Raw genomic sequence first — 19,147 nt, forward strand, 5'->3', positions numbered from 1 at the left:
ACGTCGAGCCGAAGGAGCATCAGCAAGGTGTCGATCGCAGACTTCAACTCGTCGAGCTGCCGGTACTGTTCGATGATTCCGGCTCGATCCTCGGCCTGACGAAAGTCCCGGAGCGTGCGGGCGCAGAACGCGAGCAGGTCCCGGAATTCGTCGCCAGCCCGCCCTGCTACTGATGGAGCCACGTCGGGCCCCTGGTTGCCGTCCATAGTTGAACTTAAGTCCGGGGGTCTGACATTAAAAGGCACAACCAGAGGAGGAGGAAAAAGGCCTTGTGGGCGGCCATGTCAGCGGTAGCGGCAACCCACTGTGACACCGGAATCCCCGCATCGATTCTGGCCCGGCAGCGCGGCGAGCCGCACCAAAAGTGGAATACCTGCCAGAACCGGGGGTAGCGTCAACGTATGACACCTGGACGTCCCGTACCCCCGCCCCTTGCCAAGCCGCTGCCGGATCCGGACAGCGACGCGAGCACGGCAGCGAGCACCGCCGCGGGCAGCGCCGCGCAGACCGCCGGCCCCACCCTGGCCGCCGCATACGGTGCCACCGCGCCGGATAGCGGCCTTGTTTCCTTGACCGTCTCCCGCCGGGCACCGAAGGCGGACGACGTCGAGATCGCCATCGAATTCTGCGGACTCTGCCACTCGGACGTCCACGCCACCCGGGGTGAATGGGGCGGCGACACGTACCCGTTGATCCCGGGCCACGAGATTGTCGGCCGGGTCTCCCGGCTCGGTGCCGACGTCGACGACTTCACGATCGGTGAACGCGTTGGCGTGGGCTGCATGGTGGATTCCTGCCGCGAATGCGACAGCTGCCTGGACGGCCTCGAGCAGTATTGCGAAAACGCTCTGGTGGGAACCTACGGGGCCAAGGATGCGCGCAACGACGGCGCCATCACCCAGGGCGGGTACGCCACGTCCATCGTGGTGGACCGCAACTATGTCCTGCGGGTTCCGGAAATCCTGGACCCCGCCGCCGTCGCGCCCCTGCTGTGCGCAGGCATCACCACGTATTCGCCCCTGAACCACTTCGAGGTCGAGGAAGGCGACGTCGTCGGCGTCGTCGGGCTGGGCGGCCTCGGCCATATGGCCGTCAAGATTGCCAAGGCCATGGGCGCCGAGGTGAAGGTCTTCACGACGTCGGAGAGCAAGTTCGCCGCGGCCCGCGAGCTGGGTGCCGACGACGTCATCCTCTCCACCGACCCCGCCGCCATGGAAGCCGCGAACCGCAGCATCGACGTCATCATCGACACCGTCGCCGCGCCGCACGACCTCAACCCCTTCTTCCGCACGCTGCGCCTGGACGGCGCGCTGTTCCAGCTGGGCCTGCCCGCCGATCCGATGCCGCCCGTCAACCCGGGGGCGCTGATCCGGCGCCGGATCGCCTACGCGGGTTCGCTGATTGGCGGCATCGCCGAGACCCAGGAGATGCTGGACTTCTGCGCCGAGCACGGCGTGGTGTCCGACGTCGAGGTGGTCGGGGCAGACCAGCTCAACGAAGCCTACGACCGCATGGTGGCGGGCGACGTGAAGTACCGTTTTGTCCTGGACGTCAGTACCCTGGGGTCCCCGGCAGAAAAGGCGGACGCATGAGCACTCTCTTCACCAAAATCATCAACGGCGAGATCCCGGGCCGCTTTGTCTGGCGCGAGGACCACGTGGTGGCGTTCCTGACCATGGGCCCGCTGGCCGACGGACACACCCTGGTGGTGCCCACCGAGGAAGTGGACCGCTGGACGGACGCCTCGCCGGAGGTGCTGAGCCGGGTCATGGAGGTTGCCCGCAAGATCGGTGCAGTCCAGGTGGACGTGTTCGACGCCGCCCGGGCAGGGCTGATCGTGGCCGGCTACGAAATCAACCACATGCACGTGCACGTATGGCCCTCCAACTCGATGGCGGATTTTGATTTCGGCTCGGCGGACCACCACCCGGATCCGGCCAGGCTGGACGCCAACGCGGAGAAGCTCCGCGAGGGCCTCCGCACGGCCGGCCACGCGGAGCACGTTCCGAAGGCCTAGAAGCAAGCAATCACGTCGCCAAGTACTGGCGCCGGCGCAGCATTCCCCAAAGGGTCTACGCCGGCGCCAGTACTTTGTTAAGCGCCGCCCGGATGCGCTTCTCGGACACCGAATAGGCGGTCCCGAGTTCGACGGCGAAGAGGCTCACCCGCAGTTCCTCGATCATCCAGCGCACGTGGGTTAACTCCGCACCGGCCCGCCGCCCGGGCAGCAGCGCGGAAACGGCGTCGTCGTAGTCGTCCTCGAGGGCCTGGACAGCGGCCATGTGCTGGGCGTCCCGCTGGACGTTGCCCGGAAGCTTCTCGAGGCGTTTTTCGATCGCCGTGAGGTAGCGGGGCAGCTGGCTGAGCTGGGCGTAGCCCGTGCGTGCCACGAACCCCGGATACACCAGCTGTTCGAGCTGGATCTTGACGTCGTTGAGCGCGCTGATCAGCGCCAGGCTGGTGGTGGCCTTGAGCTGCTTTTCGATCCGGCGGGTGCTGGCCAGGATGCGTTCGACGACGGCGGTGACAGTGAAGACGGTGTCGATCAGCTCCGCCCGGACGTTCTCGTACAGCGCCTTGAACGATGCCTCGTCCCACGGCAGTGCGGCCGGGGTGAGCTTGTCGATGGCGGCCAGGGCACAGTCAGCGATGAGCGCCGTCACGGAACCGTGCGGGTTCTGGCTGAACGTCAGCTTCTCGGTGTTGCTCAAGTGCTCCAGGACGTACCGGTCCGGCGGCGGCACTTTCAGGGCCAGGAGCCTGATGACACCGCCGCGCATGGCTTCCTGCTGTTCCGACGGCGTCTGGAACAGCCGCAGCGCCACGGACTTTCCCTCGTCCACCAAGGCCGGGTAGCCGGTGACGGTGTGACCGCCAACGATGCCCTGGACCTGGCGCTGAACGGTTCCGAAGGTCCAGTCCGTGAGCCCGGACTTTTCCGTGAACCCGCCCGGGGCCGCGGCTGTGGCAGCCGCCAGGGCGGCCGACGGCGACGTGCCGGCGTGTGAGGTCCGGGCGTCTTTTCCATTTCCTGTGTCCTGCCCCTTCAGGCCGGACTTCCCTTGGGCCGGTGCCGTGGTGCCCGGTGTGGCGCCGAGGGATTCCGCGATGGCACGGCGGGTTGCCGGGGCCAGCCGCTCCTGCAGCGCGGTGAGGTCCTTGCCCTCATCAAGCAACTTGCCGCGGGAATCCACCACCCGGAAGCTGACCCGCAAATGCGCAGGTACGGCGTCCCAGTTCCAGGACCCTGGCGGGATGACCTGTCCGCGGATCCGGCGCAGCACCAGTTCCAGCGACGGTTCGAGCTCGTCCGTGGCGGGATCGAAGTCCGCTTCCAGCGCCGCGACTGCCTGACGGGCCACATCAGGGGCGGGAACGAAGTTCTTGCGGATCTGCTTGGGCAGAGATTTGATGAGCGCTGTCACCAGTTCCACCCGCTGCCCGGGAATCAGCCAGCGGAACGCGGCGTCGTCCAGCTGGTTCAGGAACAGCACCGGGACCTCGGCGGTCACCCCGTCCGAAGGATTCGGTGGTGAACCGGGAGCCACGGGGTGGAACTCGTAGCTCAGCGGCAGCTCGAAGCCCTTGTGCAGCAGGGTCTTGGGGTAGGCCGAGTCGTCCAGTGCCGCGGCGTCCTCGCTGATCAGCAGGGACTGGTCGAAGTCGAGCAGCGTGGGATCCTGCTGCCGCGCGTCCTTCCACCACTTGTCGAAGTGCCGCTCTGATACGACGTCCGCGCCGATCCGGGCGTCGTAGAACTCGAAGAGGGTCTCGTCGTCGACCAGGATGTCGCGGCGGCGCATCCGCGCCTCGAGTTCCTCGACTTCCTGGAGCAGGGCACGGTTGCGGTGGAAGAACTTGTGGTGGGTTTGCCAGTCGCCCTCGACCAGGGCGTGCCGGATAAACAGCTCCCGGGACAGCTCGGGATCCACCCGTCCGTAGTTGACCCGCCGGCTGGGAATGATCGGCACCCCGTAGAGCGTGACCTTTTCATGGGCCATCACCGAGCCCATCTTCTTGGACCAGTGTGGTTCGCTGTAGCTGCGCTTGACCAGGTGCGGTGCCACCTGCTCGGCCCAGAGCGGATCGAACTTCGCCGCCACCCTGGCCCAGAGCCGGCTGGTCTCGACCAGCTCGGCGGCCATCACGAACGTGGGGGACTTCTTGAACAGCGCCGAGCCGGGGAAGATCGCGAAGCGGGTGCCCCGGGCACCGACGTATTCGCGCTTGCGTTCGTCGAGGATGCCGATGTGGCTCAGCAGCCCCGAGAGCAGGCTCATGTGGATGCCCTCGTGGTTGCCGACCGGATCGGTGAGCCGTTTGTTGTCCAGGCTGATGCCCAGCGGCCGGGCGAGCTGGCGGAGCTGGGCGAACAGGTCCTGCCACTCCCGGACCCGCAGATAGTTGATGAACTCGTTGCGGCAGAGCCGGCGGAACGCCGTGGAGGACAGTTCCTGCTGCTTCTCCTGCAGGTAGTTCCACAGGTTCAGGTAGCCGGTGAAGTCCGAGTTCTCGTCCCGGAACCGGGCGTGCTTCTCCGCGGCGAGCTGTTGTTTGTCGGTTGGGCGCTCGCGCGGGTCCTGGATGGTCAGCGCCGCGGCCAGGATCATGACCTCGCGGACGCAGCCGCGCTTGCCGGACTCCACGATCATCCGGCCGAGCCTGGGGTCCACCGGCAGCTGGGCCAGCTGCTGCCCGACGGCGGTGAGCCCGCCGCCGTTTCTTCCGGCGGCAGCGCCGGCAGGCCGGCGGCCGTCGCCGTCGTCCGCCGGCTCCTGGGGCCGGGCGGCGCTGAGGGCGCCGAGCTCGCGCAGGAGGCTGACGCCGTCGTTGATGGCGCGCGAATCCGGCGGCTCGACGAAGGGGAAGTTCTCCACATCCTTCGGTCCGCGGGCCACGCCCATGGCGGTCATCTGCAGGATGACTGCCGCGAGGTTGGTGCGCAGGATCTCCGGGTCCGTGAACAGCGGCCGCGACTCGAAGTCCTCCTCGGAGTACAGCCGGATCGCGATGCCGTCGGAGACCCGGCCGCAACGGCCCGAGCGCTGGTTGGCCGAGGCCTGGGAGACACGCTCAATCGGCAGGCGCTGGACCTTGGTGCGGTGCGAGTAGCGCGAGATCCGCGCCGTGCCGGTGTCGATGACGTACTTGATGCCGGGGACCGTCAGCGAGGTTTCGGCGACGTTGGTGGCCAGCACAATCCGGCGTTTGCTGCCGGGGTGGAAGACCTTGTGCTGCTCCTGCAGGCTCAGCCGGGCGAAGAGGGGAAGGACCTCGGTGCCGGCCAGGCGCCGGTTGGACCGGATGCGGGCGTTGAGGGCCTCCGCCGCGTCGCGGATTTCGCGCTCGCCGGAGAAGAAAATCAGGACGTCGCCGGGGGCTTCCAGCGCGAGTTCGTCGACGGCGTCACACACGGCATCGAGCGGGTCGCGGTCCTCCTCGAGTTCGTCGTCCGAGGCTGCGCCTTCCCCAGCTCCTTCTTCGGGACCGGTGCCGCCGGCGGGCTGGGAGAGCGGGCGGTAGCGGATCTCCACCGGGAATGTCCGGCCCGAGACCTCGATGATGGGGGAGGGCTCCTCCTCGGTGCCGAAGTGCTTGGCGAAGCGCTCCGGATCGATGGTGGCCGAGGTGATGATGATCTTCAGGTCCGGGCGCTGCGGCAGGATCCGCTTGAGGTACCCGAGGATGAAGTCGATGTTGAGGCTGCGCTCGTGGGCCTCGTCGATGATGATGGCGTTGTACTTGCGCAGCAGCCTGTCCCGCTGGATTTCCGCCAGCAGGATGCCGTCGGTCATGAGCTTGACCTTGGTGGACCGGCTGACCTGGCCGGTGAAGCGGACCTGGAAGCCCACTTCCTGGCCGATCTCGACGCCGAGTTCCTCCGCGATGCGCTCGGCCACGGTGCGGGCCGCGAGCCGGCGGGGCTGGGTGTGGCCGATCAGCCCGTTCTCGCCCAAGCCGAGCTCCAGGCACATCTTGGGGATCTGGGTTGTCTTACCCGAGCCGGTCTCGCCGGCGATGATGGTCACCTGGTTGGCCGCGATGGCGGCCATCAGATCTTCGCGGCGCTCGGAAACCGGTAGCTCGGCGGGGTAGGAAATATGGAATGTCATGGCTGGAGACAGTCTACTGGGGTGGACTGTCTACTGGTGTGGCGACGGCGGCTGTGCAGTCCTGTTCTCGGGTCCGGTTGTGATTCTGGAGTCTTGTCCTGTTGTTCAGCTGCGCCTCTCAGCCCCGGCGCATGTTGAGGGCCCGGCTGGATGACCGGGCCCGATGGGCGGGTGGACAAAACGTGCGCGGACTTAGATGTTCCGCATCGTGTAGTTGATGCTCGGCAGGTCCCGGGCCATCCAGTATTCTTCCGAGCGGACGGGCGGGGTGTGGCCGAGGCCATCCTTGCGGAGGGCGGCGATGGTGGCGGTGACGCCGGCAAGAACCAGGATGATGAGGGCGATTCCGAGGAGTTCCATACCTCCATGGTTCTCTGGTCCGGGACCATAAAGAAGTGGCAGAAATGACCAAAAAGCTATAATTTCTGCCACTGTTCTGTCAGGATGGAGTCATGATCAAATCAGTGGCAATGATCGTGGTTCCCAACTTCTCGATCTTCGAGTTCGCGACCGCCTTCGAGGTCTTCGGCATCGACCGCTCGGAACGCGGAAGCGGCGTGCCCGCATTCGATTTCCGCGTCTGCGCCCCGGAGCCGGGCGACGTCCCGCTCAAATCCGGCCTCTCCATGCACGTTGGTCTCGGACTGGAAGCGACTGCGGACGCAGACCTGGTGGTGATGGCGCCATACGGCCGGGACGAGGACGTTCCCGAAGCCGTCCTGGAGGCGCTGCGGGCCGCCCACGCCCGCGGTGCGTGGGTGATGTCCATTTGTTCCGGGGCCTTCGCCCTGGCTCGGGCGGGCCTGCTCGATGGCCGCCGCTGCACCACGCACTGGCACTACTCCCAGGAACTGGCCACCCGGTACCCCGCTGTCCTGGTGGATGAAAACGTCCTCTACGTCGAAGACGGCCGGATCATTACCAGTGCCGGCACCGCCGCAGGGATCGATGCCTGCCTGCACCTGGTCCGCGTTGAGTTCGGCGCCAAGGTGGCCGCCGCCATCGCCCGGGACATGGTGGTCCCGCCGCACCGGGACGGCGGCCAGGCCCAATACATCGACCGGCCCATTCCGACGTGCGGCTCGGAGCCCATGGAGCAGCTGCTGCAGTGGATGGTCCGGCACTTGGACGAGGAACACGCGGTCAACGAACTGGCGGCCCGCGTCCATATGTCGCCGCGGACGTTCGCACGGCGCTTCCGCGCGGAAACGGGTGCCACCCCGGCGGCCTGGCTCAATTCCCAGCGGGTGCTGCGCGCCCAGGAGCTGCTGGAGAGCACGGAGCTCAATATCGACGAAATCGCAAGGGAATCCGGATTCGGGCATTCGGTCCTGTTGAGGCACCACTTTGCCAAAGCGCTGGACACCAGCCCCCAGTCCTACCGGCGCACGTTCCGGGGGCACCTGGCCACGGCATGATGGGCGCCGCAGACAGGCAGGCGGTATAGGAAACGTCTAGCCAAAACTTGGGGCCGACCCCTCCGCCGCGGCCCGGGCGCATTCTACGAGGTCGCGCCACGGACCAGTCAGCGCGCGCTCCGGCAGGACCGCGCGGCGTTGATCGGCCCGGATGCTGTAGATGAACCGGTCCGGCTGGCCGGCTGTCCCGCTGATCCCGGCGACGTCGTCCCACGGGCAGGCTTCGATCAGTGGCTGCCACCGGTCGGTGTCCTCCGGTGGCTCGGGCTGGACGGTCCACGTCCTCTTCATTCCGGCCACGCCGCCACTGCGCTGAACAGTGATTTTCATCGCACTCGAATCTTCATCGGACTCGGGTCTCAAATGGACTCGATTTGCGGGGGCTTGGCTTATCGTCGGGCCCCCGGGAACTTTACTTTCACAGTTTCCCACGCGGAGCGCACTGCGTCATGTTCCTTGGAATCGTCCCCAAAAAGCTCCTTGGCGGAGGCAGCCGTGGCCTTGGCGAAGGCGCCGAACGTGGCTGTGGGGGAGAGCTTTCCGCCCGTCAACGTCTCGTACCAGATCTGTGCCGGCGCGTCCCAGGCATTGCCGCCGAGGGCCGTGGCAACCAGGCAGAAGGCGCGGTTGGGGATTCCGGAGTTGATGTGCACGCCGCCGTTGTCAGCGCTGGTGCGCACGTAGCCGTCCATCGAATCCGGCTGAGGGTCCTTGCCGAGCACGTCGTCGTCGTAGGCCGTGCCGGGTGCCTTCATGGAACGCAAAGCGGCGCCCTGCACCTGGTCCGTGAAGAGGCCTTCGCCGATCAGCCAGCTGGCTTCCGCCGTCGACTGCTTCCGGACATACTGCTCAACGAGGGCACCGAAGACGTCGGATATTGATTCGTTCAGGGCACCGGCCTGGTTGCGGTAGACCAGCCCCGCGGAGTACTGGGTCACGCCGTGAGTGAGTTCGTGGCCGATCACGCTCAGGGATTTCGTGAAACGCTCGAAGACCTGGCCGTCACCGTCGCCGAAGACCATTTGCTGGCCGTCCCAGAACGCGTTGTCGTACAGGCGGCCGTAGTGCACCGTCGCATCAAGGTGGAGGCCTTTGCCGTCGATCGAATTCCGTCCGAAGGCTTCCGCATAGAGGCGGTGGGTGTGCCCCAGCCCGTCGTAGGCCTCATCGGCGGCAGGATCGCCGGTGGGCGGTTCGCCTTCTTTGCGGACCACGCTGCCGGGCAGCTGTTCGGCGGACTTGGCGTCATAGACCGTCCGCTCCGGCGCGGACGGCTTCAGCTCCCGTATCCCCGGATGCCTGCCGGGCCCGGGTACTGCGCGGGAGGCCTGGAAGCTTGGGACGTGTTGCAGGGCTTCCTTTGCCGCGCGGGCGGCCTTGGAGAGTTCCGGCTTTTGCTGAGCGGCCAACCGGCGGAGCAAATATGGTGGAACGATGGAGCAGTACGGAGTTGGAACGAACATGGTGAGACCCCCTTCACGCTTCGGACCGGGCAGGGTAGCCCGCTACCGATGAACACAGCCTACGAGGGGGCACCGACAATCGGCAGGGGTAAAGTCGCTGGGTTTCCGCGTTCTTTCGTCGGGATTCACTGGACAAAAAACCCCGCCGTCTCACTGAGACAGCGGGGTTTTCCCGGTGATGCCGATATTTTGTGCCCTCGATTGGAATCGAACCAACGACCTTCTGCTCCGGAGGCAGACGCTCTATCCCCTGAGCTACGAGGGCATCCAGGGTTCCTGCCGTTACCAGCGGGACGTCCTAGAGCTTAGCAGGAAGGTGGCCTCCAATGGAAAACCATGGAAAAAGCCACCCATTTGTAGAGTCAAGTGGAGACGACTGGGGGTCAACGCGTCTTGCAGCATGGCCCGCCCGCTCAGTAGCCGGTGAAGGAATCCGCATGGATCCGGAGGGCACCCGCGCCCCGTGCCGCGGCCCGCAGCGAACGCACGCTGGCGGGCGAGCCGGAGACGAAGACTTCCCGGCCGCCGATGTCCGGCACCAGCTCCCTAATCGCCTCCGCGTCAATCCTTCGTGAGCCGGCGTCCTCCATGAAGTCCGGCGGCACCGATCCGTCGGCAAGCCGGGCCAGGATTCGCGCACCGGAGCGCTGCAGCTCCTCGGCGTAGCCCAGTTCGGCGGCATTCTTTGCCAGGTACAGCAGGACAACATCGCGGTGAAGGTCGCGGTCCCCGGCAGAGGCCCCCGCGGAATCCGCGGCCGAGCTTCCGGCCGGCGCCGCGGCCAGTTGGGCTATGTAGGGGGTGATGCCGATCCCGGCCGCGATGAGCAGCACGGGGGTGGCCGGGTTACGGGGCAGGAGGAAGTCGCCGTTGATCGTGGTGGAGCTGATTTCGTCTCCCGGGGCAAGGGCCAGGAGCGAGCGCTTGGCTGATGACACCGGCTCTGCCGTCCCCACCCCGATTCTCAGCAGGGGAGCGCCGGGCGCGCTGGTCAGGCTGAACACGCGCCGGATTCCCTTCCCGTCACCCTTGCGGGTGCGGTTCCCGCGTGCTGTGTCCGGCGGCAGGTGCAGCTCCAGGGACTGTCCGGGAATGAAGCGCACCGGCCGCTCCGGACGGAAGCTGAATTCCGTCGTCGTCGGCGTCAGCGGGCGGCTGGCGACGAACTGGAGCCGGACCCCGCCGCGCTGCCCAACGGCGAAGGCGAGCACGTTGCCCACGAGCAGCGCCAGCTCGGGGGAGTTGGCCACGAAGCCCAGGTTGTAGGGGACCGCGAACAGCACCCCGACGACGGCGGCCAGCGCCAGTTGCTGCCAGCGCCGCGGCGGCAAGGTGAGAGGTTCAGTGAGCATGAACCCTACAAAGAACAGCACCGGGCGCTGCGCGAAGGTCTGCCACAGCGCCTCGGGAAGTTCCAGTCCGGCCTGGAGCAGGTCCGCGGCCACAATGGACACGGCCACCACGGTGTAGACGGCTGCCATAGCGAACTTCCCGGTCCGGTAGAGCACCAGCAGTACCCCCGGCAGCACCAGCCAGAGCATCGCCGGCGTGGCCGCCCACCAGGTGGCAATGTTGAGCCCGGTCAGCCCGGCCAGGAAGGCGCCCGCCGCGGCCGGATTGAAGATGTGGCGGCCGCGCCAGGCCAGCGCATACTTCGAGGCCGAGGCCAGCACGCAGGCCAGGGCGACGCCGGCGATTTCCGCCACCTGGAGTCCTTGGGTCAGCTGGCTGGGCCAGAAAAGGAAGTACAGCAGCAGGCCGGTGATGAGCGAGGATTCCGTGTGCGGCCGCACGTGGAACAGCGCGGCGAGGCCCTGGCTGGAGGCGTACGTCAGGCCAAGGCACAAGGCAAGGTGGGCCAGCATTTCCGGCAGTCCGAACGTCAGCCAGCCCAGCACGTTGAGCAGCAGGCTGTAGCCGGCCAAAACGGCCAGGACCCACAGCACCAACCGGTACATGGTGAGCCGGCCCAGGGCGGTGTCCAGCCTCGAGCCGAGGGCGGTGGTGGTGATGACAGTCATGAGAACAGGACCCCTTCAAAATCGGCTGAATATTCCGCGTGCCCGTCCGAGTAGGCCGTGAGCCAAGCGAAACTGAACTCCTGCTCCAGCCGCGGACCGTCGACAAAGAACAATGCGGTGGCGAGCGCATCGGCCACCATAGCGGACCCGGCCATGGCCCAGCTGGCGACCACGCTGCGCACCGGCGCTCCCGTGGTGCCGTCGAGGACATGATGGAACCCGTCACCCCAGGCCCGCCGGTTGGCAGCGGAAGCGCAGAGGGCACCGGCCCCCAGCTGGACGGTGCCGATGGCCCGGGTGGGATCGTAGGGATGCTCCAGGGCAACCGCCACCGGGTCCGGTCCCGGATTCAGCAGGTCCCCGCTGGCGTCGATGAAGTGTTCGGCGCAGCCGACATCCCGGAGTTGGGCGGAAAGCAGATCGGCCAGCTGTCCCTTGCCGGCCGCGCCGACGTCGATTACCACCGGAGCCGTGGTTGTCAGCGCGGTGCCCTGCCAGTCCAGCACTTCCTCCCAGCGCGGAGCTGGAAGCGGCGCACCGCCCGGGCGCAGGGTGTAATCAGCGTCGTAGCCCAGGCGCTCGAGGCTGCCGCCAATGAGCGGGGTCATGGCACCCCCGGTGAGCCGGTACAGCGTGCCGTACAGCTGGGCCAGGGCGGCTGATTCGGCGGGCAGCTCAAAGCGGCCAACCGAGCGGGCAGCGTCCGCAATGAGCGAGTCGGGCCGGAACCGGGACCACGCGGCGTCGTACCTCTCCACCGTGGCGAGCAATCCACGGCGGTGTTCGTCGGAGAGCGGGGACGGCGTGGAAATCTCCCACCGGGTCCCGATCCCGTCAAATCTGAAGTGCGTCCAGCCCGGATGCGGCACGATTCCTCTGTCCCTGCCGGCCTATTGGGCCTGGGCCTGTGTCTTGATATCCGCCACGGCCTGGTTGAAGCCGCCGCTGGTCAGCGAGGATCCCGCCACTTTGGAAACGTTGATTTCGTCGAGCTTCTTGCCGACCACCTGGGCCTGGATGCCGCTGGCGAATTCACCCTGGAATTTGCGGGTGTTCGGATTCGACGGGTGCTGCGTGATCTTCACGTCGGACACGGCACCGCTGGCCAACGTCAGCTCCACGCCGACGGTCTCGGTGCCGTTGGGCGACTTGTAGTTCCCGTCGGCACTGAATGTGCCGTCCTTGTAGGAACCGGTGCTGGCAGCTGACTCCGACGCCGGGGGCGCGCCCTGGGCGGCCGGTGCTTGCGCAGACGGGGCGCAGCCGGCCGCAGTTCCGGCGACGGAGAGGCCGGCAATGCCGACGAGGACGCTCTTGCGGAAGGCGGTATTCATGCGGGACTCGATTCTTTGCGGGGACTCGGACAGCGAACAATGTGCAGGCATTTCAGGGTTGCAGACGTCGATTTCAGGGTAACGGTTCAGCCTTGGTGGCAGGCATTGACCACCTTGGGTTTTCCCGGAGCCTGACCCCAGCCGTCATGCCAGGCGCCAGATTCCACCACACACGGGCCCACCGGTAGGCTAGAAGTGTGACCCCAGAAGAACTCTCCCTCGCCATTTCCGCCTGCCTGAAGGACGCTGTCTCGGCCGGTGACATCGCCCTTTCAGCGGCCGACATCCCGGATGAGGTGCGTGTGGAGCGCCCGAAGAACAGGGACCACGGGGACTGGGCCACCAACGTCGCCCTCCAGCTGGCCAAGAAGGCAGGCACCAATCCGCGGGAGTTCGCGTCCGTCCTGGGCGCCCGGCTCAAAACGATCGCCGGCGTGTCCGCGGTGGACATCGCCGGCCCCGGCTTCCTGAACATCACCGTGGACGCTGCTGCCGCCGGTACCCTCGCCAAGGCGATCGTCGAGGCAGGTGCCACCTACGGCACCAACACCGCGCTCGCCGGCCACGTGGTCAACATGGAGTTCGTCTCGGCCAATCCCACAGGCCCGCTGCACATCGGCCACACCCGCTGGGCCGCCCTCGGCGACGCGATCGCCCGCGTCCTCCGGGCCTCAGGTGCCGACGTCACCGCCGAGTACTACATCAACGACGCCGGTTCCCAGATGAACGTCTTCGCGAACTCCGTGTTCGCCCGGCTGCACGGCCGGGACGTGCCCCAGGGCGGCTACCCGGGCCAGTACATCGCGGACCTTGGCCACGAGGTGCTCACCGAACACCCGGACATTCGCGAACTCACCGAAGTGGCGGCGCTGCCGGTGATCCGGGGCGCCGCGTACAAGGCGCAAATGCACGACATCAAGCAGACGCTGGCCGAGTTCGGCGTCGACTTTGATGTCTACTTCTCCGAACAGGAGCTCCACGACGCCGGCGCGATCGAAGACGCCGTCGCCCGCCTGCGCGAACAGGGCCACGTCTTCGACGACGGCGGCGCGGTCTGGCTGCGCACCACCGACTTCGGCGACGACAAGGACCGCGTGATGGTCCGCGCAAACGGTGAGCCGACGTACTTCGCCGCCGACGCCGCCTACTACCTGTCCAAGAAGGACCGCGGCTACACCGAGAAGATCTACCTCCTCGGCGCCGACCACCACGGCTACATCAACCGGCTCAAGGCCATCGCGGCCGCCGCGGGCGATGACCCCGAGATAAACATCGAGGTCCTGATCGGCCAGCTGGTCTCCGTTAACGGCGCCAAGCTGTCCAAGCGCGCCGGCAACATCATCGAGCTCAAGGACCTCATCTCCTGGCTCGGTAAGGACGCCGTCCGGTACTCGCTCGCCCGGTTCCCGGCCGATTCGCCGCTGACGCTGGACCCGGACCTGTTGAAGAAGCACAGCAACGAAAACCCGGTGTTCTACGTCCAGTACGCCCACGCCCGCTCCCGCGGTGCCGCCCGCAATGCAGTGGCCGCAGGCGTGGAGCGCAGCTCCTTCAACGCCGCACTGCTGGAACATCCCACCGAAAACGAGCTGCTCTCGCACCTGGGCAGCTATCCCTCGATCGTGGCCAAGGCCGCCGAGTTGCGCGAGCCGCACCGCGTGGCCCGCCACCTCGAAGTCATTGCCGGCGCCTACCACCGCTGGTACGACGCCTGCCGTGTGGCGCCCCTGGGCGAGGAACCCATCACGGACACCAACCGCACCAGGCTGTGGCTTAACGACGCCACCAGCCAGGTGCTGGCCAACGGTCTGGAACTGCTGGGCGTCTCGGCGCCGGAACGGATGTAACCGCCATGACGTCAACATCAGGACAGTCACCGCTCGCGCCGGACTGGCTCGAGGTCCCTGCCGACCTCAACGCCCTCCACGAACCGCTGTGGGCGGGCGGTGTCACACGGAACGACGCCGGCGAGCTCACCATCGAGGGGCTGACGGTCAGCGAGCTGCAGCGCCAGTACGGCACACCGCTGTTCGTGCTGAGCGAGACCGACTTCCGGGCCCGGGCCCGGGCATTCAGCGACGCGTTCAACGACGCCTTCGCCGATATTTGCGGGGGAGTGGACGTCTACTATGCCGGCAAGTCCTTCCTGTGCACCTCTGTGGTCCGCTGGGTCGAGGAGGAGGGGCTGCGCCTGGACACGGCTTCCGGCGGCGAGCTCGCCGTCGCCTTCCGCGCCGGCATCCCCGGCGCCGACGTCGCCCTGCATGGAAACAACAAGTCCGACGGCGAAATCCACCGGGCCCTGGACATGCAGCTGGGCCGGATCGTGGTGGACAGCCTCGACGAGCTCGAACGCGTCGCGGCGATCGCCGCCAACCGCGGTGACACCGCCAGAGTCATGCTGCGGCTGACCCCCGGCGTGCACGCCCACACCCACGAATTCATCGCCACCGCCCACGAGGACCAGAAATTCGGGCTCTCCATGGCCGGGGATTCCACGGACCAGGCCGGGCTGTCCGCCGCAGAGGAAGCCGTGGCCGCGGCCACAGGGCACGCGAGCATCGAACTGCTGGGCCTGCACTGCCACATCGGCTCCCAGATCTTCGAACCGGACGGCTTCGCCCTCGCCGCGGAGCGGCTGCTGGACTTCCTGGCAGCGATGCAGTCGAAGTACTCCATCGTGCTGCCAGAACTTGACCTCGGCGGCGGCTACGGCATCGCCTACACCCCCGTTGACACCCCGCGCCCGGCTGCCGAGATCGCGCAGGCGATGGCCGCCGTCGTCCGTTCCAAGTGCGCTGAACTGGACATTGCCGCCCCCCGGATTTCGATCGAACCCGGCCGCGCGATCGTCGGAAGCACCACCTTCACGCTGTATGAGGTCGGCACCCTCAAGACCGTCCGCGTGGATTCCCCGGCCGCCGGGTCCACGGCTGGGGCATCCACCAGCGGGAATCCCGGCGGGGACGTTACGTATCCGCGCCGGTATGTGTCGGTGGACGGCGGGATGAGCGACAACCCCCGGCCGGTGCTGTACGACGCGGATTATTCGGCGATTCTCGCCTCGCGGAGCTCCGATGCGGCGCCGCAGCTGTCCCGAGTGGTGGGCAAACATTGCGAGAGCGGCGACATAGTTGTTAGAGATGTATATCTGCCCGAGGACGTGGCAGCCGGTGATCTGCTTGCTGTACCGGGTACCGGCGCCTACTGCTGGGCCCTGTCAAGCAACTACAACTATCTGGCCCGGCCGGGCGTAATCGCTGTCAGCGACGGATCTGCCCGGCTCATTGTCCGCGGGGAAACCGAAGAAGATTTGCTCAACCGCGACATGGGAGTCTGAATGTCTGAATTGCGAACCCTGAAAGTGGCCCTGCTGGGCTGTGGCAACGTTGGGGCCCAGGTTGCGCGGATTCTCATTGACGACGCCGAGGCCCTCGCCGCGCGCACTGGCGCCCGGCTGGAGCTGCAGGGCATCGCGGTGCGCAACCTCGATGCCGAGCGCGACGTCGAACTGCCGCAGGAGCTGTTCACCACTGACGCCGAAGTCCTCGTCAAGGACGCCGACGTCGTCATCGAGCTCATGGGCGGGATTGAGCCGGCCCGGACCCTGATCCTGACTGCCATGCGCCACGGAGCCTGTGTTGTCAGCGGCAACAAGGCGCTTCTGGCCCAGGACGGTCCCACGCTGTACGAGGAAGCGGACAAGGCCGGGGTGCAGCTCTCCTACGAGGCGGCCGTGGCCGGCGCCATCCCCATCCTGCGGCCCATCCGCGACAGCCTTTCCGGCGACCGGATCACCCGGGTGCTCGGGATTGTCAACGGCACCACCAACTTCATCCTCGACCAGATGGACTCCACCGGAGCGCAGTTCGCCGATGCGCTGGCCGAGGCCCAGCGCCTGGGCTATGCGGAAGCGGACCCCACTGCGGACATCGAAGGCTACGACGCCGCAGCCAAGGCCGCGATACTTGCGTCGCTGTCCTTCCACACGCGGTTCGCCCTGGAAAACGTCTCCTGCGAGGGCATCACGTCGGTCACCGCGGCGGACATCGCCGCCGCCAAAGAAGCCGGCTTTGTCATCAAGCTGCTCGCGATTGCCGAGAAACTCGATGACGAGGACGGCAAAACCGGCGTCTCGGTCCGCGTCCACCCCACGCTGCTGCCGCGCGAACACCCCCTCGCTGCCGTCCGCGGTGCGTTCAACGCCGTCTTCATCGAAGCCGAGAACGCCGGCGAGCTCATGTTCTACGGCCAGGGCGCCGGCGGCACCCCGACGGCGTCCGCCGTGCTGGGCGACCTCGTGTCCGCGGCCCGGCGCATTGTGCTCGGCGGCCCCGGCCGGACCGAAACCACCACGGGACACGTGCCCCCGCTGCCCATCGACGCGGCCGTCACGAGCTACTACATCGGACTCGACGTCGCGGACCAGCCCGGCGTCCTGGCGCGGATCGCGCAGCTCTTTGCGGAGCACGGCGTGTCCATTGAAATCATGCGGCAGACCATCCACCGCGACGCCGACTCCAACGTGGAGTCGGCCGAACTGCGGATCGTGACACACCGTGCACGCGAGGCCGCACTTGCAGCAACCGTCGAGGCCGTCAGGCGCCTGGACGTCATCAATTCCGTCACATCCGTACTCCGGGTAGAAGGAGTCTAAGTGGCTCACCAATGGCGCGGTGTCATCCGCGAATACGCTGATCGTCTTCCTGTCACGGAAGCCACCAAGGTGATTAGCCTGGGCGAGGGCGGCACCCCGCTCGTGCACGCCCGCCACCTCTCCGAGCTGACCGGCAGCACCGTGTACCTCAAGGTCGAAGGCATGAACCCGACAGGTTCCTTCAAGGACCGCGGCATGACCATGGCCATGACGGCAGCGGTGGCCGCCGGCGCCAAGGCCGTGGTCTGCGCCTCCACCGGCAACACGTCTGCTTCCGCGGCGGCCTACGCGACGGCGGCCGGGCTGCAGTGTGCTGTGCTGGTTCCCGAGGGCAAGATCTCCATGGGAAAGCTGAGCCAGGCAGTCGCGCACGGAGCCACCCTGCTCCAGGTGGACGGCAACTTCGACGACTGCCTCGACATCGCCCGCAAGCTCGGCGAGTCCTACCCGGTGTTCCTGGTCAACTCCGTCAACCCTGCCCGGATCGAAGGGCAGAAGACGGGTGCCTTCGAAGTGGTGGATTCACTCGGCGACGCCCCCGATTTCCACGTGCTTCCGGTGGGCAACGCCGGCAACATCAGCGCGTACTGGAAGGGCTACAAGGAGTACGCCGCGGCATTTGAATCGCCCACCGCCGGGGCGCTGCCTGCCGTGTCCACCAAGACCCCTGTCATGTGGGGCTTCCAGGCCGCAGGGGCGGCGCCCTTCGTGGCAGGCCACCCCATCACCGAGCCCGACACCATTGCCACCGCCATCCGGATCGGCAACCCCGCCTCCTGGGACACCGCCGTGGCGGCCCGGGATGAATCCGGCGGCGTCATCGAGGCCGTCACGGACGAGGAAATCCTGTCCGCACACCGCTGGCTCTCCGCACGGGAAGGCGTCTTCGTGGAGCCCGGCTCCGCTGCCGGCGTCGCCGGACTGATCAAAAAGCACGCGGCCGGGGAAGTCCCGGCCGGCAAGACGATCGTGATCACCGTGACCGGTCATGGCCTCAAGGACCCGCAATGGGCCCTGCGCACCGAGGACGGCAGCGACGTGCAGCCGGTCAAGGTTTCCAACGACGTCGTCACGGTCGCCGCAGCACTGGGACTGGAAGAAAAATAACGTTGGAAACAACCCTCACCGTCCCGGCCGAATCAGCTGCCGGCTCGCCGGCCGTTCCGGCGGGCCAGCTGGTCACCGTGCGCGTGCCTGCCACCAGCGCCAACCTGGGCCCCGGGTACGACAGCCTCGGCCTGGCGCTCACGCTGCATGACACGCTCACCGTCGAAACCCTGGCCAGCGGTGAACTTGAATTCGAGCTCACCGGCGAGGGGGCCGAGTCCCTGCCCCGCGATGCGACGCACCTGGTGGTCAGGGCCCTCACCGAGGCACTGCACCGCCTCGGATTCCGGCACGAAGGCCTGCGGATCACGGCGGACAACGTCAACCCGCACGGGCGGGGCCTGGGTTCGTCGGCGTCGGCCGTGGTGGCGGCCGTCAGCGCCGCGAATGCCTTGGTTCCGCTGGCCTCGCGGCGGGGCCGGGACTGGATCCTGCAGCTCACGAGCGAAATGGAAGGCCACCCGGACAACGTGGCACCCGCCATTTTCGGCGGACTGGCGCTGTCATGGCAGGACAGTGACCAGTACAGCAGCACCTGCGCGTCCGTGGCCGCCTCGGTGATCCCGGTGGTTGCCGTGCCGGACTACGAACTCTCCACGGAAGCCGCCCGGGCACTGTTGCCGGCATCGGTAGGCCACCATGCCGCGGCCATGAATTCCGGGCGCGCGGCCCTGCTGATCCATGCCCTGACCGCCGCCCCGGAATTCCTGCTGCCCGGCACCGAGGACTACCTGCACCAGAGCTACCGCGCCCAGGCCATGCGGCCCAGCGCCGAGCTGATCGGCGCGCTGCGCCGGGCAGGGCACGCCGCCGTCGTATCCGGTGCCGGACCCACCGTGCTGGTGCTGGCCAACGGAGAGGCGGAAGCCCGCGAGGTGGTGGACTTCATCGGCGCCCACACCGCGGGCAACACGCCGGAAGTAGGCTGGCGCGTGATGAAGCTGGCCGTGGACGTTGAAGGTGCTAAAGTGGAAGTGCACCGGCGGTAAATACGCAGGCGGTAAAGTTAGTAACCGTTGTAAGACCGCGATGTT

Annotated in this window: 16 protein-coding genes and 1 tRNA gene; 8 read left to right on the forward strand and 9 right to left on the reverse strand. The window is 67.1% G+C overall.

The window, feature by feature from the left end; translation table 11 throughout:
• Window positions 1–206 (reverse strand): hypothetical protein (locus tag AC1DKQ_RS12820; protein ID WP_476919180.1); only part of this gene is annotated, 206 nt, incomplete at its 3' end.
• 195 nt (window positions 207–401) lie between these two features.
• Between AC1DKQ_RS12820 and AC1DKQ_RS12825 the strand changes: the two genes are divergently transcribed.
• Together AC1DKQ_RS12825 and AC1DKQ_RS12830 are read left to right on the forward strand one after the other, a co-directional pair.
• On the forward strand, window positions 402–1,592 hold the full coding sequence (locus tag AC1DKQ_RS12825) for an NAD(P)-dependent alcohol dehydrogenase (protein WP_476919181.1): 1,191 nt from the start codon (window positions 402–404) through the stop codon (window positions 1,590–1,592).
• Window positions 1,589–2,017, forward strand: a complete 429-nt coding sequence (locus AC1DKQ_RS12830) for an HIT family protein (RefSeq protein WP_476919182.1) — start codon at window positions 1,589–1,591, stop codon at window positions 2,015–2,017. The genes AC1DKQ_RS12825 and AC1DKQ_RS12830 overlap by 4 nt, the downstream gene beginning before the upstream one ends.
• A 55-nt stretch (window positions 2,018–2,072) precedes the next feature.
• On the opposite strand, the gene hrpA is transcribed toward AC1DKQ_RS12830, so the two are convergent.
• Complete coding sequence (hrpA, locus tag AC1DKQ_RS12835) at window positions 2,073–6,113, reverse strand: ATP-dependent RNA helicase HrpA (RefSeq protein WP_476919183.1); 4,041 nt, start codon at window positions 6,111–6,113, stop codon at window positions 2,073–2,075.
• Window positions 6,114–6,305: 192 nt separating this feature from the next.
• On the reverse strand, window positions 6,306–6,473 hold the full coding sequence (locus AC1DKQ_RS12840) for a hypothetical protein (RefSeq protein ID WP_377985543.1): 168 nt from the start codon (window positions 6,471–6,473) through the stop codon (window positions 6,306–6,308).
• Between the two features lie 92 nt (window positions 6,474–6,565).
• On the opposite strand from AC1DKQ_RS12840, the gene AC1DKQ_RS12845 reads away from it, so the two are divergent.
• Complete coding sequence (locus AC1DKQ_RS12845) at window positions 6,566–7,531, forward strand: GlxA family transcriptional regulator (protein WP_476885590.1); 966 nt, start codon at window positions 6,566–6,568, stop codon at window positions 7,529–7,531.
• A gap of 36 nt (window positions 7,532–7,567) precedes the next feature.
• Here AC1DKQ_RS12845 and AC1DKQ_RS12850 read toward each other — a convergent pair whose 3' ends face one another.
• The 6 genes from AC1DKQ_RS12850 to AC1DKQ_RS12875 all read right to left on the reverse strand — a co-directional run bounded on the left by AC1DKQ_RS12850 (window position 7,568) and on the right by AC1DKQ_RS12875 (window position 12,349).
• Entirely contained in the window at window positions 7,568–7,861 is a 294-nt protein-coding gene (locus AC1DKQ_RS12850; protein ID WP_476885591.1) for a protealysin inhibitor emfourin, read from the reverse strand.
• Between the two features lie 59 nt (window positions 7,862–7,920).
• On the reverse strand, window positions 7,921–8,994 hold the full coding sequence (locus AC1DKQ_RS12855; protein WP_476919184.1) for a M4 family metallopeptidase: 1,074 nt from the start codon (window positions 8,992–8,994) through the stop codon (window positions 7,921–7,923).
• A gap of 192 nt (window positions 8,995–9,186) precedes the next feature.
• Window positions 9,187–9,259, reverse strand: a tRNA-Arg gene (locus tag AC1DKQ_RS12860).
• A 148-nt stretch (window positions 9,260–9,407) separates the two neighbouring features.
• On the reverse strand, window positions 9,408–11,015 hold the full coding sequence (locus tag AC1DKQ_RS12865) for an FAD-dependent oxidoreductase (protein WP_476919185.1): 1,608 nt from the start codon (window positions 11,013–11,015) through the stop codon (window positions 9,408–9,410).
• Entirely contained in the window at window positions 11,012–11,884 is an 873-nt protein-coding gene (locus AC1DKQ_RS12870; RefSeq protein ID WP_476885594.1) for an FAD:protein FMN transferase, read from the reverse strand. The genes AC1DKQ_RS12865 and AC1DKQ_RS12870 overlap by 4 nt, the downstream gene beginning before the upstream one ends.
• 21 nt (window positions 11,885–11,905) lie before the next feature.
• Complete coding sequence (locus tag AC1DKQ_RS12875) at window positions 11,906–12,349, reverse strand: FMN-binding protein (RefSeq protein WP_476885595.1); 444 nt, start codon at window positions 12,347–12,349, stop codon at window positions 11,906–11,908.
• A gap of 197 nt (window positions 12,350–12,546) precedes the next feature.
• Between AC1DKQ_RS12875 and argS the strand changes: the two genes are divergently transcribed.
• Genes argS through thrB form a run of 5 tightly spaced genes read left to right on the forward strand, consistent with a single transcriptional unit; the run spans window position 12,547 to window position 19,102 of the window.
• Window positions 12,547–14,196, forward strand: a complete 1,650-nt coding sequence (gene argS, locus AC1DKQ_RS12880) for an arginine--tRNA ligase (RefSeq protein WP_476919186.1) — start codon at window positions 12,547–12,549, stop codon at window positions 14,194–14,196.
• 5 nt (window positions 14,197–14,201) lie between these two features.
• Window positions 14,202–15,689, forward strand: coding sequence for a diaminopimelate decarboxylase (lysA, locus tag AC1DKQ_RS12885; RefSeq protein WP_476919187.1), 1,488 nt, complete (start codon window positions 14,202–14,204; stop codon window positions 15,687–15,689).
• Window positions 15,690–17,006 carry a homoserine dehydrogenase gene (locus AC1DKQ_RS12890; RefSeq protein WP_476885598.1) on the forward strand — a complete coding sequence of 439 codons (1,317 nt, stop codon included), beginning with the start codon at window positions 15,690–15,692 and terminating at the stop codon, window positions 17,004–17,006.
• On the forward strand, window positions 17,007–18,113 hold the full coding sequence (thrC, locus tag AC1DKQ_RS12895) for a threonine synthase (protein ID WP_476919188.1): 1,107 nt from the start codon (window positions 17,007–17,009) through the stop codon (window positions 18,111–18,113).
• A 2-nt stretch (window positions 18,114–18,115) separates the two neighbouring features.
• Window positions 18,116–19,102 (forward strand): homoserine kinase, encoded by a 987-nt coding sequence (thrB, locus tag AC1DKQ_RS12900; protein WP_476919189.1) that lies wholly within the window; start codon window positions 18,116–18,118, stop codon window positions 19,100–19,102.
• Window positions 19,103–19,147 lie beyond the last annotated feature (45 nt).

The sequence above is a fragment of the Arthrobacter sp. 05L421 genome (genome assembly GCF_056397785.1).